We start from the raw sequence: 16,223 nt of genomic DNA on the forward strand, positions 1-16,223 counted from the left end.
CTCCTTCGATACGCGTAACACTAAATTAGATAGTGAGCAACACCGCCACCTACCTATTACATTGTGCCGTAAACACCAAAGCCAAATCAAAAGTACCTAGTGCCGCGAATCTGCTTAAATTTATTGTAATGGCGCAACTCTCAAAGATGGCCATCTAACTAACCATCCTTTTGAAATAATACGATTTTCAAATGTTACTCGTGATCTTTGGGGGTTATGCGTAATGCAACAACCAAATAAAGATTCAAACCCAAACGCTGATACAACTTCATATTGATTCTCGCCTGTTTGACGAATGCCAACTGCCGTTTCTTTTTCAGGCCAGTAGCGCATAGCATCAACTGAACTTTGATAAGGTTCATCATTATTACGTGCATGCATTTTAGCTTGATTTCGAACTTGCCAATTGAGCTCTGGCATACGGCCTTTCAAATATGCTTCATAATCCAAATAAGCATTAGGTTTGGACTCATCAGAATCGAAGTAAATCACATCAACGTCATTCAAAGGAGTCATAGATTTAAACTCATGTAGCGAATCCCAAACCAAGTTTCGAACGAAACCCGCTGCTATATAGCACTGAGGTAATTTCAGCTTAAACACATGATTTAGTGCCTCAGTCCGTATTGGATCCCGCTTTATTAGCTCTATGATTCTGTCCATTTTCACCCTATACCATAACGCCTTGTTTCACCGAGGAAAATAGCAAGCTAAAATCGGCGACGAAGGAGCACAAGCCAGCTGTTTTACGTACATTGTTTAATTAACTTATTATATGGCTTAATCACCAGTGTAGCTTTTGAATATAGTTTCAAGGGAAATTGAATTTGGATACTTGTGATCAAAGCTACGGTAATAAAGCTTTATATATTCTTCAGTTGAACAAAATGGTTGAGATATTTGAGCTGGTGTATTGTGAATAGCATCCATTAAATCTGCAACTAGCTGTGAATTTAAAGGATATGACGGCTTAAATAGACTAAACAACCAAGAGCTTTTCGTTCTTGTAGCTTTGAAACCAAGTGAACGGAGATGACTGGTCACTTGAGATATAACCTCTAAGTGAGCTAGTGCATCTTTACTTAAAACTGAATCCAACGTTTAACCTCAATTGCTATAGAACGTCCGCCTTAGCAGGCGCAAAGCAGCAGGCTAAACCAAGTAAAGAATAATCGCAAGTCCGCTTTTTTTGCGCCCTCGGTTTAACTAATTTGATAGCTCTACTTAGCTACCAAAACTTCCACCATGGCTTTTACACCAAGATGAGATATCTTTAATATTTGTGGCTCACTTATGTTTGCAAAGCTGGGGGTTGTAATTATTTGCACAGTAATATTAAAGCTATTAATTTTATCACCACCAATAAAACCCTACACATAATTACCGCTTCCAGCTAACGCTCTTCTAAGGAACAGGTAAGAATTGGCTACAACGTGTAGCGAAGTAAAACCCAAAATGCCACGTTTTGGCTTAGCAGTAGGTTTAGAGCGCTTGCAATATCCAATCTATCTGCGTCTTTAATACCGGTATGCGCTGGCTGTACCTGCTATGTTAACTTAATAAATTTATACTCACTATATCGACTTGAATTTAAGTCCCGCGACGTAAAAATTCCCAGTCCATCTAGCTTCTGGTTGCTCTTTATATTCCAAAAGTAATTCTTCTACATCTTTTAGCAGATTGTCCTTGGAAGCGTATTCGCCATACCCATAGTTCGGGTCAAACAGGCGATAGGTCGACACTTCTGTAATAGGGTTTTGCTTAGCTGTTGGCGTTACCCTTTTTATGCCATTCACAAAGCCGTCATCAACAAACAAACCCACTACATGCCCTGCGTAAACGTCTTTACTCTCACCATTTTCATTTTCTTGCTTGGTAGAGTATTGGATGCACATAACATAGTAGTTCCATTGGTAGAATTTATTGTTGAATAGTGATTTTAAGGTTTTGACCATTGCCTGTTGAACTTCTTCGTTGTTGTATCCAGCAAAGTTTGGGGGAATATCAACCTCGTTGTAACTCAGGTTTAAATAATGAGCGTCGGCAAATGCTTGCAAGTGCGGTTCGTCTGACCCATTAAAATTTTTACTGTAATCAATTTAGGCTTTAATTACGGCCTCTTTGTTTTTAGTTAAGAGCTTGAGGTGTCCTTCACCCTTTAACATGGCATCTATCCAGCTTAATACAGCACCAAAGCAAACTCCGTTTTCGGTCAATGCGAATTCGCCTACCTGCTTTTTCAATATTTCGTTGTACACGACTCTTTGAGAGAAATCATTCCAACGTCTACTGTTTGGAAATTCAAAAGACATAAACAATACTTATGAAGTGGTTCAAAGTAACAATACTTTACTGAATTCACCCTATAAACAATTGGCCTAATTAGCTTTTTATCAGGTGCAAGCAAGTATTTTGCACTCGGTCGTGTTCCTGAACACTCAGGTAGCTCAATAGAAATAACCAAACTTGATTCAACCCCCAAACGCCCATCGTGCTGAATCATCCTTGAGCTATTTGTTAGACTGTTCTACATTTTTTGCAGTACGATTGGATTCTCTTCTCACCGCTCTTAATAGTTCGATAACCGAAATAAACTTCTGCTTCTTGTGCTGTTTGAGCTATCGTGTTGCATGTTTGTGACGGACATTGAGCAATCGCACCGTCAGGTTTCACTTTTTTGATGAAGGTAGTCACTTTCTTTCGTTCGGTACCAAGCTTGTATATTGTGTCTGGACTTTCAGGCTTTTTAGGGTCTTCAACTTTATATCGACGATAAAATTCAGTACATACGAAAACCAATCCACAAAACACAAAAAATGGCTCATATAACCCTTCAGGATCGAGCATCCACAAGACGCCTAAAATCACCAGAACAATAATTGTACTTAGCTCTAACTTGGCAATTTTATCCAAGTTTCTAAAATCCATAGTAAATCACCTCCCCCATGTAATGCCTAACGCTTACCTTACTGGCGGAAAATAGCGGGCTAAACTAAGTACAGAATGAGCAAAAGCCTGCTGTTTTGCATCTCTTGGTTGAAGCGCTTGTTATGTTTGTTAGTCCAAATTTGCCATGTAGGACACTGCTAGCAATATGGTAAAGCCCTCATTAATCTTAAAGGAGTTGTATTTAATTCCACTCCATTTTCGATGGCGATTTTTGAGGCTTTTGTTAGTTGCCGCTTTGAGCAATTTTTACTTGCAACAAAGTAATGCGGTCATTCAGCTTTTTAAAAGCCAATTGAGCATAAAAATAATGTAGAAAAAATGCAACAAACCCAGCTGCGCCAAAAGCAACTAGTGGTTCCGTATAGAGTAATGGAGCAAATGATATCAAATTATTATTCCAAAGATACTGATTTTTTTAAACCAAAGTTGGAGCGCAATAAATTCAGAGGAGCTCTCATCTATCTCTTTAACACATACCGTAAGCATTTCGGGCAGCAAATCGCTAAAATCGACTTTCTGATTTCTAACCCAGTAAAATAAAATGCCAATTAGAGTTAATACAATGGTAATTATTATGGATAGTATGACCATTACAGCTTTATTCATAATTATGACTAACGTACCGTTAGCGTGAAAATAGCAAACTAAACTAAACTAAGCGAGGCATGAGTGTAGCCAACTGCTTTGCTTACATTTAATACCATTATTAACAATATCTATATGCAAAAAACTGAGGTGTACTCTTGCTAAAAAATTGGTGCCTGCTTTCTATGCCCTCCTTACTCATATAACGCCTTGCTCCGCCGCACTTTTGAAGTAAAAGCTTTTGTACTATTAAACACAAAAGCTTTAATTGAAAAGTGTCAGCAGGAGTAATTTGTTATAGGGGTAAGATTACAATTCTATTTCTTTTCGAATGCAGGGTCATACTTCTCGAAAGAAGGGACATTATCAACAGAACCATTTATGCCGCCGAAAAGGTAGATGGCGCCATTCAACATGACAGAACCCATACTTTGTTTACCTATTGGCATTGCTGTATTTTCACTCCAAGTTGAACTGACGGTATCAAAAACGTGTACGGTATCACGCGCAATATACCCTCCGATTATGTATATATTCTGATCAATGGCTTCAACAGAAAACCCGTATCGCATGGGTTGATCTAATACTCCTGATCTTACCCATAAGTCAGAAACTGGATCATAAACTTCGAACCCTTTTTCGTTACTTGCTCCGCCAAACACATATATTTCATCACCAAAAGTTACACACTGGCTACCCCACCCTAGGTTTGAGTTAGATTCCCTATAAGACCATGAGTCATCTACTGGGTTATACTTTTCAACCGTGGTTAATGTGGTAGGCCCATTCCTTCCGCCAAATACATATATCTCGCCATCATATACGCAGCTAGAATGATTATCACGTGGCGTGCCCATAGAGGCCCCAGCTGTCCATCGTTGAGTCACCAAGTTAAATACTTCCACAGAATTTATCGTAGAATTACCTCCGATACTTATAGTGGACTGACCGCCGATTGCATAGATTTGATTATCAACGGTATTAGCAGTATGGCTCCATCGAGCTGTCTGCATACTTGTCATTGATTCCCAACTCTTATTGGATGTATCAAAAACGTCCACATCGCTCATATGCTTGTTATTTTGGTCCAGGCCGCCGAGAACGTATATTTTCCCGTTTATCTCAACTCCTTCAGGGCCACGCCTATACGTAGGCAAGTTTGGCAATACTTGCCAAGGGTTACTCACCACTTCAAGGTCAAATGCTTTAAGTTGAGCGGAACTTTCACCGTCAGTTACAGAAATAATAATTTCGGGAAAAACACCAACATTTTCATTACTTGGAGTACCCGCAACCTCACCTGTCAGGGAGTTAAAAGAAGCCCAAGACGGCAAGTTTTGGACACTAAATTCAAGAGAGTCATTCTCTATATCCGAAATCGTTGGAACGAACGAATACGCATTATATGCCAATATCTCAGTTCCTGGGGCTCCTGAAATTAAGGGTGCGTCATTTTCTCCAATAACACTCACCTTCACAGTGACTATTTCACTTGAAATTTCACCCTGTCTTAATCGGTATGAAAAGGTATCACTTCCTTCGAAATTTGCGTTGGGTGAATACCTCAAGGTTGGGTAATTTCCTGATACTACCCCATTGGAGGGTGATGTTGTAACCTCGACCCTAACTTCGATGCCCAATGGGTTGTTGGTTTCAATATCGACTTCTATAGATTGGTCTTCATTACCTTCGACGGCTTGGTCCGCTACGATAAAACTTTGTTGATATGGCGACGGATCGAGTTCATCCTTAACACCATCGTTATCATCATCTGTATCTATTGAATTGAAAATACCATCCAAATCTGTATCTAAATATTCATTAATGTCTACTTTTACAAACCCATCTACACCGTCAATCCAGTCATCTAAATTGCTTGACACTAACGACGGATCTATCTCGGGAATAGTTGCTCGCAACGACTCTAGCAATAGGGTATCGTCGATGACGCCATCTTCTCCAAAGTCAGCTTCTAACGCATTTAAGAGTTGTGTTAACTCAGCATCTGGGTTCGTAGAGTTGGCATTGGATTGATTCAACGCATATCTATATAAAATTGAAGACATTGAAAGCAAATAAGGGCTTCCACTGGATAATTCATCATCATAAATAGATAAAGATGCAAAATCATTTTCACTGTCATTAGGAATGACTTCACTAAAAGTAGTGAGAAACTCGCGTTCGGCCTGATTTTTAGCGTCCTCGAAGTGTAGCTCACTCTCACTGATTAGATTTCTAATTCGTTGACTAGTTAAGTGAGTTAAGAGGTTAATGTAAGCTGTCTGCTCTTCTCGGTCAGATAAACCTATGACAGAGCGCAATGTAATCGTGCCTTGAGATAATTCTCCTGTGATCTCATTGCGGTAGTATCCAGTGCCAGATAACTCTATCAGGTCAGAACTGTCATTCAGCAAGAAATTAAATCGTCCTAGATCATCAATTGTGTTGGTGATTACTGTAGAGTCTGTATTAATCGCATCGGCAGAAAGTTGATTAACAGTGACTGTTGATCCGATAACAAATGGGCCTTTTTGAACGGCTCCCTCTATCTGTACCGTAGAGTATGGAGTTACAGCTGGAGCTGGGTCTGGAGTTGGAGTTGGAGTTGAACTTGAAGTTGGGTTTGGAGCTGTTCCGCTCCCGCCGCCGCACGCGCTTAAAAACAAAGCACTAAGCAAACCTGGAATTATCTTTTTATTAAACACTAATTAAACCTTTTTACATTTCAATTAAAAAGCCGACTCTAAAATCAACCATAACATCTAAATAAACGAAAAAAACAGCGGAATAAACTGATTAAATAACAAGCAAAAGTATAAAACCTTACGTCCACCGTTCGATTTATTCGTTTCATTTTTTATATTATAAACCAAAGTCAACATTGAAGAACAGCATATCAAACTAATAAAACATGTACCAAGAACACACCTAAAGCAATATCATGATTAAAAATAAAAAGTTAAATCAACGCTCAAAGCTAAGAAATAGAATATAAAGAGAGATATAAATTGAAGTATAAAAATGGACAGTCACATTTTTAACAAGCCAATAAAATCACTACAACAAGTGAATAATTGGACAGGCGCACTTTATTAAACCTCAACCAAACCACTGTAGCACCTATCAAAACCTAGCTTTCACCACTCAAAAAAAACACTAAAAATAAAATTTAATTATAGTTAATTTTAAAATAGGAATTTTTTCATTTAAATAAATAAGCAAGGTTAGAGTAGAAAAAGGATTTAACTAATATTCGTTACCCAACCCCCTTATACCAATTAACGTCATTTTTTTCCGCTTGCGCTCTCAATACGGTTTGAGAGAAGTAGAAAAGTGGACAGGCACATTTTATTAAGCCCACTAAAATTACTGCCATAAGTAATAAGTAGAGAAGTGGACAGGTACACTTTAATAAAGCTCAATCAAACCACTATAACACCTTTCAAAATCCAGCTCTCACCACTCGAAAAAATCAAAAGAAAAATTTAATTATAGTTAAGTTTAAAATAGGATTTTTTCATTTAAATAAATGAGTGAGGTTAGAGTAAAAATAAAGGATTTAACTAATATTTACTACCCAACCCCCTTATACCAATTAACGTCATTTTTTGCCGCATGCGCTCTCAATACGGTTTGAGAACCTACAAAATTACCATAGCGCGTTCCATAGTTTTTTACCTTATCCAGCCAGGCCGCTTCTTCAATTCTCAGTGATGCAAGAGTACAGGGCATGCCTTTTTGTATGTAACCTCTCTTTTCGGAGCACACATGGCGGCCCGTCCATTCAACAAGTTCAAGGTAATCCAATAGTGAGATGGGTAATGTATGTTCTTGATCTCTTTTGCCAAACGGTATTAATGATACGGGTTGTTTGGTTTGACGTTTCGTCTCATTTTTATTCAACTGATTGACGTTTGTTTTGGAACTTTTAAGTTGCTTTATTCGCTCTTGAATCGATGTAAAATCGCTATCCTCTAGCTTATTTGCCACATTCGCTCGGATTGGATTTAAATCCACATATGCCATACAACTTAGTAGTGCAGCTTCATCTAATAAAGCCTGTGATTTATATCGCCCTTCCCAGTACTTACCCGCGCAGTTATCTTCCTTGTTTGCTTTCTTTGCTATGTATTCATTGAGGTTTTTCATAAACCAACTAATGTCGTACAGCCTTGCGCGCCACTTTTCAATCAGCTCAGATTTAAGTAATTCCTCAGCCTCGTTCAATGTTTCACCGTGTCGGTATCTATCAATGAGTGGACTACCTTTGTATAGCTTGTACCACCTCGTTATCACCTCTGCCTCTGTCCAACCTAGAGCTTGCTGCCTATTCACTTTTACAACCAAATGATAGTGATTACTCATGATGGCATACGCAGCTATTTCAATGGCAAAAACACCACTCAATAGTTTTATTCTATCTACTATCCATGCCCGTCTATGGTCAAAGTTTTTACCTGTGTACTTATCCTCTCCGCACAAAAAAGCACGGCGTACACACCGTGCTATTAAGTGGTAATAAGACGTCGACGACAAATCTATTAATCCCTTCCTTGCTCTTGTCATTCCCTTCAGCTCAATTTAAAACTGGATATTTAAACAGTAGTCAATAAGCGTTAATTATGCAAAAACTTTGTGTCTGTCCCATTTACTCTTATGCCCCATTTACTCTGCTCCATGTGCTTGACGGTCACTCTTCATCACATTCATTTACAAGTTTTTGAAATTCTTCCATGAGCGGGGCTACTACTCGCTTTTGATATTGACCAAGCGTTTCATCGTGCTCAGCTATTACAAATACTTCCTTAGCTTGCCCTAAAGAACAATTCTCCTCGAGCCTTAAATACTTAATAATTTCAATAGGACTAAACTGATTTTCGTCGATTAGCTTTTTAGCAATACCGACCAATCTGCCAACATCTTCTTCAGGGATCACATCAGCCATACTACACCTTATAAATATTACGCTCGCCTCATCGGAGAAAAAACAACACAATAAATTTGTGCCTGTCCCACCATATACACCCTATACATGCAACATGTGCTCAAAACATGTCTTTTTACTTGCGTAGCGGTTTAGAAAAAACGCGTCAATGCTACGAATCAGGTTAACTTGATTTGTTAATAGTACCTTTCACATCTTTAACCTTTATCAGTGCCACGATGAAAATCAATGCAACAATATCAATTTGAATCCACTGCGTACTCAATGATTCCGTATACTTATAAAAAGAAAACCCAGGAGAAAACTCAAAACCAAAAGCCAATTCTGGGCTCGTTGCATGCTTTATTGACAGGCCAATAAAACCTAACCCTGAATATTTGGCGGTTACTGAGCCTATAGAAAACCCTATAACCTGTAGAGATTGATTGAGAATCGATAGCCAATACCATTGTGCTTTTTCTTTAACAGCTGTGTATCCAGCTACAGCATTCAGGATAATTAGGGGGAGCCCAACTATAAGCAATAGTGCTGACACTCCATTCGTAAAAGTCGATAACCCAATAACGAAAAAAATTGCAATCGCAGCTACTAATTGAAAATACCCAACAATTTGTACCTTTCGTTCAGCTAATGAAAAAGCATCTTCCTCAAGACTCTCATCCAACTGTTGAATTTCTTCTTGACGACGTTCCATTTCTTCCAAAAATGCACTGTAATTACTCGAACTTGGGTGAATATTTTCTTTTACATCTATTAATTCAGAAATGGAATATTTTGAATAATCTATTTGTTTCATGATCTCTTTTGTACTGCTATCGCCCCAATAAACTGACCGGAGAGTACCACTGCACTGTGGCAACCTCGTGCCGACCCCGCGACGCTTAAAAGGTCAACTTCATTGTATTGTACAGCATTTATCCTTCGATGCGGATAATCTTACCTGAACATGAGATGGTGAGCCCTTTTTGTGCTTATGCCCCAATCATCTATTTCCCAGCGGTTCTGTCCTGATTCAGTCAGGAATAGCATGAGATCTATTCGCTTTAGGCGGTCCCAAGTTGCTATAGCTTGCAGTGTCTCTTCCAGGGTTAAGTCAGAAAAGTCAGAGTTAGCTATTGGCTTGCACAATGAGACCGTCCCGTCTTTTACAAGATTTTTTAGTATTACTAATACGTCTTCCTTTTGGCATTTCCATCGCTCGAACTCCCATATGATCTCTTGCAGAAGGGCCCCCTCTGATGCACTTAATGCAATTAGAAAGTGAATATCTTGATGAGATATTGATTCCATGAGAGTGCCTCTCCCCGCAATTAAACGATAAAAAATAGTTGGCTATATCTGCACTCTTTCTTGAGCAACTAGTTGTTTGGCAAGCTTCTATTCATAATTCGTTGCCGCTTGAATTGCATCAGCAAATAACTGCCAACTTGGATTGTCTGATTTTGTTGGCAAATCGAAGTTCGTATAGAAGTTATCGGCGCTCTCTAGCCAAGCAGCCATAGCCTCTAAAAAGTCTCGGGTGTTAATATTTTCCCATGTACCTGCGTCTTCGGCGGCTATCACATTTAACAGCTCGATTAGCTCTAACTTCGAGTTTACGATTTTATACCTGACATCCATTTTTTAACCCTATTAGTAGACACATAACGATGCAATAACTGGCGCTTGCCAAGCTGCAAAAAGCTTCTTTATCTTATATATTCACAGCACTTTTAAAAGTCATCTATGTGGCAATCCATCCCAATTACAACCTTGTTATGCTTGATAGCTAGTAATGTCATCCACATTTAAAAAGGATATCGTTCTACCGTCGCTAAAGGTGAAAGTCGATTCTGAACCACCTAATATTTCACGGAAGTTCAGAGTAGTTAAAGTTAAGCTAGTTAAGAGTAGCTCTTCTTTTAGATTTACCACTTTAAAATAGCAGCCCAACTCGTCCATGCAGTAACTTGCTGGCGCTTTGGAATTGGAACGCCAAAAAATGATACCGCAATCAAAATAATGCCTGTACCAAGAATCTCCAACTTTGAGATAAACCTCGTTCGCTGGCTCTTCAAGCTCACCATTGTGCCAAATTTCAATACAAAATAGCTCTGAAACTACTTTCCCTTCAATGTCAGGAACCGCGCCATTAAACTCCAACTTACTATTCATGGCTCCCTCAGAACATAACATTTTGATCTACGAAAAAATCGCATAGCAACGGCTACTCTTATTCGTATTTAATTACCGAAAGACCATAACAATAACTTAGGAAATTGTCACCAAATCAGAAATGATGTGAATGCGTCAAATGACGTACAGTAGTGATGTGAAGAGTCAAGTTTAAGCAATGAATTTGGAACTTTTCCACCATGTTTATTCTCAATTGACTAAAAAGCAAAGTGAAACCGAGCTAACTGTTACGAGTCAGATTTTAAGGCTCTGTTATATGCCGTTAGATAATGTTCCAATCCCTTTTTTAGGAACTCACCTAGATTGATATTAAGGTACAAAAAATTGATTGCTTCAGGAAAAGGCATAGAGTTATCGACCACCAAACCACCTGATTATGCGACATCAAACGCACTTTCGAATTCTTGAGGTGCTAAGCTATCCAATGCATCAAAAAGTTCAACCTCAAGATCTGTTTACGCAATTAACTCTTATTATAAATAAGAGTTTTTTCGGCCACTCTACCGGGAACTAGCAACTTTCCTTCGCACGTCAGTTTAATTAATTCACAAATAATATCTTGCATGCTGTGCATAGTGATCTAGCAGTATAGCGCTTGTAAGTTTGTGACTGTCCCACCATGTTCTTCCAGTTTGTGACTGTCCCATCATGTTTTATGCAATTTGTTATGTTTCACATTTTTGCAGCTCTAGTTCATCTATTAACTGCTGTCTATATTCTAAAACAACCTCTTTCGGAATGTGGAAAATTTCACAGTGGTTTTTATCAGGTTCTTGCATTGGATAGGCTCCCTGTCCAACCATGTGCCCACACCCACCACCTATGTCTTTTCCTAACCCTTTCAAAGCACATTCTGACACAGCCTTCCAGTAAGCATTATTGTATGCTGATTCTCTACACTCTTTGTATGAACTATTAAGCTCTCTGGATTCTTTTAGTATGCCTGTTCTCTTTTTCTTGTACTCATCGTTATCTAAGCAATTGCCCACGGCAAAACTTGAAAAAAAGACCAAGAGAAAGAATGTTGAGAATTTCATATAATTACCCTTGAAGTATAAAGCCGTACTAAACGGCTAAGCATTAGTTGGCTAAAATGTGATGCAAAGCGAAACTGAGCCAAGCTTTAACAGTCCCCTCTAAATAGGTTTGTTATAAGCACTCACTCAAATAGTATAAAAACTCTTTTATTTAAATGAGATTGATAAGCGTATTTTAATTCTAATAAGTGACCTGCTAAATCCATATCATTAACACTAGTATTTATCCATGATTTTTCATTCGACCAATGAACCGCAACACTCTTCAATTGCTCGTCATCAATACAGTACAGCTCTTTAGAAAAACTCGTTGGTGATATCCAAAGGTTGTCGCTTAGAATAGTGGCTGAGCATTTAAAGCAACCAAGTAAATCACTGATTTGTGCTTTGCTAAAATGTCCACCACCCAGAATTGAATTTTCAGGAATTTCCTCAAAACTATTCAGAGCGCAATCTTCATTTTCTGCGAAAAATGTAACGTCCACACCAGCTCCATAAGGCATTTATAACGATCGCATAAGTAACGTAAGATGCCTGATTATAGTTAATAAAAAATAAGCGCAAGCCTAACTATTTACGCCCCTTTGATGCGTTTGTTAGCTGTATTATCAACCCAATACTGTCACTTTTTATTTCTGTATTTTATAACCGGTTGGTTCTTTTTCTTTGGCGTTTCGATTGTCATGGTACTCAACACCTTGATATTCACCACTATGGCCTGTTATTACTATTTTACCAGAGTCTAACCACAATATTACTCTTTTAACTTCTTCGATTATCTGAGGGTAAAAATCATCGACCTTCCCATTGAAGTCATCTGAGCAAGTTAAACCAAGACCGTAACCCAAACCGAGGTTATCCATAAAACCGAAACCTGCACAATATAGGTCATAACATTGCTCGATATATTTATGAACATCGTTTGGTTTCTCAATTATTTTACAAAGAACATTGCGAATACTCCATTCATAATATTTACCCATAGAAAAGTACTTTGACAGCACTTTTTGAGCTTCATATAGACCTGATGGGGTTTTGTAATTTATTGAAATAATTTCGAGATAATCATCAGAACTTAGAGTCTGTTCGAGTGCAGTTTCCGAGTACACCCAATTCTCAAATTTAGTCAACTCGATTTCTTTTGATACCAATTTATAGAAAGTTAATTCGACGGGGTGCAAACAAGTCTCTCCATACTGCTAACGCCTCACTTAACCGGCGCAAAATAGCACACTAAACTAAGCGGCGAAGGAGCGCAAGCTTGCAGTCTAGCGCCCATTGATTAATTTACTATATGACTTTGTCACCAGTGTAGCTTTTGAGGATAGTTTCAAGAGAAATTGAGTTTGTGCTCATAGCACCTAAAGCGGCGTATTGAGGTTCGATGCCTTTACTTGTTAAGCTCTAGTGCATGATAGATATAATTACCAACACCAATTCTCATACAATCATCGAAGTCTTCTGGCTCTGATCCAGTAAATATTGATTGCCCAATTAGGGTTTTATCTGGAACATCTTTGAAGCTTAATTCGAAGCCATGGCCATTCCACGCTTCACCGATTTGCCTTACTCAACGACTTCAAAACCTATGAATTGCTCTAAAATTGGGACCCTACAAACGCAACTTCCTTCGTTGGGGCTTTCCTCCTGAAACTGTTCAATACGGCGTTTAAAACCCATAACCTCCGAGCTAACAAAACCGTGCACTGAGTACCAAACACCATCAAATAGAAGATAAACAACATTTATTTCATTAGCGACAACATTAGCTAAAGCTGAATCAAGCCTTACCCCTTTAATTGTGCTTACTTTGAGTCTGGCAGCCTTGGTGGTGGTGGCGGAGCAACTTCCGCTGGCTCGAAAGCAAGAAGTTCTTTCAGTTTATAGACGCTCCAATTTGCGCAAAAAATAACAGTGGACCTATCTTTTTTCGTAGTGTTGTAAGACAGAATAATCTCAGTATCATTAGTGTGCTTTTTAGCAATACTTATATATGAACTGTAGTATTCGCCTACATAGTTGTGATCTTCACGTATATCTAAGTTAACTATAAACTCACCTTTTAGACGTGCTGTAACACTACTTAAAAACTCATCACCTTTTTGGATTGGTGAAAGTATTTCGTATTCTATCATTTCATGCTCAGATTTATTCTGTACTTCATGATTAATGGCAAAAGGCGAAAAGGCTTTTACATCACCACAAGCAAATATTTCAAAGCTAAAAAAAATAAACAAGATGAAAAGTTTATACATGGCCTTCCTTAAGGTGTAACGCCTTGTTAAGCGACAATAAAGTTTGGCTAAAAATTAGTGAGGCACGAACGACAAGCCAAACTTTTGTGTCCGCCCTTGTGCACCTTGTTAAGTATCTACTCAACAAAGCTTACAGCTTTATTTTTTAGAACAACAGTATAGATATGGCCCAATTCATTGGCAACTTTCAACTTATTGCCCCAAAAATTTAGCTCGGTAGAAGTAATAAAAACATCTTGAACATCAGATTCTTGGGATTGCTCATAGGATGTGTTGTATATTTGAAGTCCCCATATAGGGTTCCCTGTTTTAGTGTCTAAGACTTGTATGTATCCACCACTTTGATTAGTCCCATTTTCATAAGACCAATGTGGAACAGTATAAACATAATTACCAGAAATGATTGGTAATACTGGCTTCGGAGCCTTGCGTTTTGCGTGACTCGATGAAGAAATAAGTACACCGATAATAAAGATCAGACAATATTTCATAGACACTTAACGTCCCAAATAAAATGCAAAAAATAATTGGCTAAAATTTGTGAGGAACGAACAAAGCAAACTGTTTTTTGTTCGCCCTTTTTAATTTGCCTTGTTAGGTGCCAAAGTACATTTGGTTAAAGTTATAGTCGTGCATGAATGAAAACATAATTTTATCTATTACTCCCTCATCCTTGGAAAAGATATCTATATCGCAATATTCTGTTAGTCTTAGCCAATTGTTACGATAAAGCACTTCTGCACAAAACTGACCGTTGTACAGGATTTTTGTAGATTTTTTAGCATTCAGCTTTTTAGGTAAGCAGTAATCAATATCAGTTCCATCCTCAAATCTAAATGATTTAGGGGAAGATATGCGGTTTACTGCAACTTCTTCTTTCTTGAAGTAACACTTTTCATACACATCACCAGAAAAGACCAATTGCTTATCTCTTTTGAGTTGTATCTCTCGTGGCGACTTATGAATCGAGTAACCTAGACATGACTCATCACTAATTTCATATCTTCGAAAAAAGACAAACTTATTTATTCTTCGAATTGAGACTCGAACCATTTATGGCACCTAACGCCTTAATAAACGGCGAAATATAGTAGACTAAAATTAGCGACGAAGGAACGTAAGCCAAGCTTTACGCGTCCGAATTAGCTGTTTTGTTAGAGTTGCTAAACCCAAATAATACTAAATATTAAAAAAATGAGTAACCAACCTAACCGTTTTACAGGGCGAAATCTATTTTGGAAAATGCAAAACAACGGAGTAACCAGAACTAAAGAATAAATAGTTAGGGCAAAATAAAAGTCGTTGGAATTTGGCTTTAAGCTAGGAAAAATAGCAGCAAAAATGACGGCCACTAATAAGATTGCTAACACTCTAGAACTGTAGCTGGCTATCTTTTGTTTTTTAAAAGCTTCCATTTAGTGAGCAACCCTTGAATGTAACCCTAACATTTTTATCTACGACAAATGCGTATAACAACAGCGTAATTCCTGCCGCACAACTACGGCTATTGATATACGCACTTTATTACTGTCAACCATAACAATAACTTAAGCAGATGTCACCAAACTAGAAATGAATTTGTGACGGCCCACCCATCTTGTTCTTCTAGTATAAGAAATTAACCTTGATTACGTTTGTATCCATATACGACAAAGGCCAAAAAACAAACTCATTCCATCAGCGCCTTTCCTGGATCTAAATAAAACATCTTTTTCCACCCTTGTGTCTCAAGTGTAGCGTGCCAAGGCAGAGGAATTAAAGATAAGATTGAATAATGCACATGGGCGGGTTTGTCTTTGGCGTTACCAGTGTCGCCAAGTGTACCTATTGATTCTCCTGAGCTAAGCCACTGCCCTTGGTAGGTTGAGTAGCTTTGTAGGTGAGCATAGTAATGAATACGCCATTTTGGCCCAAGCACAGCCACAACTTTGCCACCTTTATTGACCTGCCCGGCAAAAAGCACTACACCACTGGACGCTGATAATACATATGTGCCTTTTTTACCAAATATGTCTATGCCTTTGTGCACCCCAGATGTGCCCCATGGTTCGTACCAAAAGGTGCTTTGGTTCCAATCATTTACAGTGGCACCACGTACAGGTATATGTAGAGACTGCGGGAGCAGCCCACTTATGACTATTGCAACTAATAGGGTTAAAAATACATATTTGAGCAACTTCAAATTAATCTCCTTGAAAAAGTTACCTTGTCGTACATGTAAATAAACGAATAAACCTATTGCGTATTTTGCACGAAAAGTAATAATTTAGCTGGTAA

The 16,223-nt window shown here is 38.3% G+C and carries 18 protein-coding genes; all 18 read right to left on the minus strand.

The genetic code is table 11. The features are described 5' to 3' along the window. Nucleotides 1-120: 120 nt before the first annotated feature. Entirely contained in the window at nucleotides 121-663 is a 543-nt protein-coding gene (locus QNM18_RS03035) for a nucleotidyltransferase family protein (RefSeq protein ID WP_284136291.1), read from the minus strand. 117 nt (nucleotides 664-780) lie between these two features. Beyond that, the gene (locus QNM18_RS03040) at nucleotides 781-1,098 is read right to left on the minus strand and encodes a hypothetical protein (protein ID WP_284136292.1); all 318 of its coding nucleotides are present in this window, start codon (nucleotides 1,096-1,098) and stop codon (nucleotides 781-783) included. 476 nt (nucleotides 1,099-1,574) lie between these two features. Continuing rightward, nucleotides 1,575-2,057, minus strand: coding sequence for a hypothetical protein (locus tag QNM18_RS03045; RefSeq protein ID WP_284136293.1), 483 nt, complete (start codon nucleotides 2,055-2,057; stop codon nucleotides 1,575-1,577). A 42-nt stretch (nucleotides 2,058-2,099) separates the two neighbouring features. Beyond that, nucleotides 2,100-2,312, minus strand: a complete 213-nt coding sequence (locus tag QNM18_RS03050; RefSeq protein WP_284136294.1) for a hypothetical protein — start codon at nucleotides 2,310-2,312, stop codon at nucleotides 2,100-2,102. Nucleotides 2,313-2,517: 205 nt separating this feature from the next. After that, the gene (locus tag QNM18_RS03055; protein ID WP_284136295.1) at nucleotides 2,518-2,928 is read right to left on the minus strand and encodes a hypothetical protein; all 411 of its coding nucleotides are present in this window, start codon (nucleotides 2,926-2,928) and stop codon (nucleotides 2,518-2,520) included. 923 nt (nucleotides 2,929-3,851) lie between these two features. After that, nucleotides 3,852-6,239 (minus strand): Kelch repeat-containing protein, encoded by a 2,388-nt coding sequence (locus tag QNM18_RS03060; RefSeq protein WP_284136296.1) that lies wholly within the window; start codon nucleotides 6,237-6,239, stop codon nucleotides 3,852-3,854. Between the two features lie 868 nt (nucleotides 6,240-7,107). Then, nucleotides 7,108-8,100 carry a transposase gene (locus tag QNM18_RS03065; RefSeq protein ID WP_284136297.1) on the minus strand — a complete coding sequence of 331 codons (993 nt, stop codon included), beginning with the start codon at nucleotides 8,098-8,100 and terminating at the stop codon, nucleotides 7,108-7,110. A gap of 124 nt (nucleotides 8,101-8,224) precedes the next feature. After that, nucleotides 8,225-8,479: a hypothetical protein gene (locus QNM18_RS03070; protein WP_284136298.1), complete on the minus strand. Its 255-nt coding sequence runs from the start codon at nucleotides 8,477-8,479 to the stop codon at nucleotides 8,225-8,227. Between the two features lie 163 nt (nucleotides 8,480-8,642). After that, nucleotides 8,643-9,275, minus strand: coding sequence for a hypothetical protein (locus QNM18_RS03075; RefSeq protein WP_211009239.1), 633 nt, complete (start codon nucleotides 9,273-9,275; stop codon nucleotides 8,643-8,645). A 581-nt stretch (nucleotides 9,276-9,856) separates the two neighbouring features. After that, entirely contained in the window at nucleotides 9,857-10,099 is a 243-nt protein-coding gene (locus QNM18_RS03080; RefSeq protein WP_284136299.1) for a DUF7660 family protein, read from the minus strand. A 135-nt stretch (nucleotides 10,100-10,234) separates the two neighbouring features. Next, the gene (locus QNM18_RS03085; RefSeq protein WP_284136300.1) at nucleotides 10,235-10,633 is read right to left on the minus strand and encodes a hypothetical protein; all 399 of its coding nucleotides are present in this window, start codon (nucleotides 10,631-10,633) and stop codon (nucleotides 10,235-10,237) included. A gap of 686 nt (nucleotides 10,634-11,319) precedes the next feature. Continuing rightward, a complete protein-coding gene (locus QNM18_RS03090) occupies nucleotides 11,320-11,691 on the minus strand; it encodes a hypothetical protein (protein WP_211009236.1) in 372 nt (123 codons plus the stop codon). 122 nt (nucleotides 11,692-11,813) lie between these two features. Further along, the gene (locus QNM18_RS03095; protein ID WP_284136301.1) at nucleotides 11,814-12,176 is read right to left on the minus strand and encodes a hypothetical protein; all 363 of its coding nucleotides are present in this window, start codon (nucleotides 12,174-12,176) and stop codon (nucleotides 11,814-11,816) included. Nucleotides 12,177-12,320: 144 nt separating this feature from the next. Continuing rightward, a complete protein-coding gene (locus QNM18_RS03100; RefSeq protein ID WP_284136302.1) occupies nucleotides 12,321-12,872 on the minus strand; it encodes a hypothetical protein in 552 nt (183 codons plus the stop codon). 624 nt (nucleotides 12,873-13,496) lie between these two features. Then, on the minus strand, nucleotides 13,497-13,946 hold the full coding sequence (locus QNM18_RS03105; RefSeq protein ID WP_211009232.1) for a hypothetical protein: 450 nt from the start codon (nucleotides 13,944-13,946) through the stop codon (nucleotides 13,497-13,499). Between the two features lie 116 nt (nucleotides 13,947-14,062). Then, a complete protein-coding gene (locus tag QNM18_RS03110) occupies nucleotides 14,063-14,443 on the minus strand; it encodes a hypothetical protein (RefSeq protein WP_284136303.1) in 381 nt (126 codons plus the stop codon). A gap of 97 nt (nucleotides 14,444-14,540) precedes the next feature. Beyond that, nucleotides 14,541-14,999 carry a hypothetical protein gene (locus QNM18_RS03115; RefSeq protein WP_284136304.1) on the minus strand — a complete coding sequence of 153 codons (459 nt, stop codon included), beginning with the start codon at nucleotides 14,997-14,999 and terminating at the stop codon, nucleotides 14,541-14,543. 616 nt (nucleotides 15,000-15,615) lie between these two features. Next, nucleotides 15,616-16,128: a M23 family metallopeptidase gene (locus QNM18_RS03120; protein WP_284136305.1), complete on the minus strand. Its 513-nt coding sequence runs from the start codon at nucleotides 16,126-16,128 to the stop codon at nucleotides 15,616-15,618. Between the last annotated feature and the right edge of the window lie 95 nt (nucleotides 16,129-16,223).

The organism is Pseudoalteromonas obscura, from assembly GCF_030135505.1.
GTDB classification, from domain to species: domain Bacteria; phylum Pseudomonadota; class Gammaproteobacteria; order Enterobacterales; family Alteromonadaceae; genus Pseudoalteromonas; species Pseudoalteromonas obscura.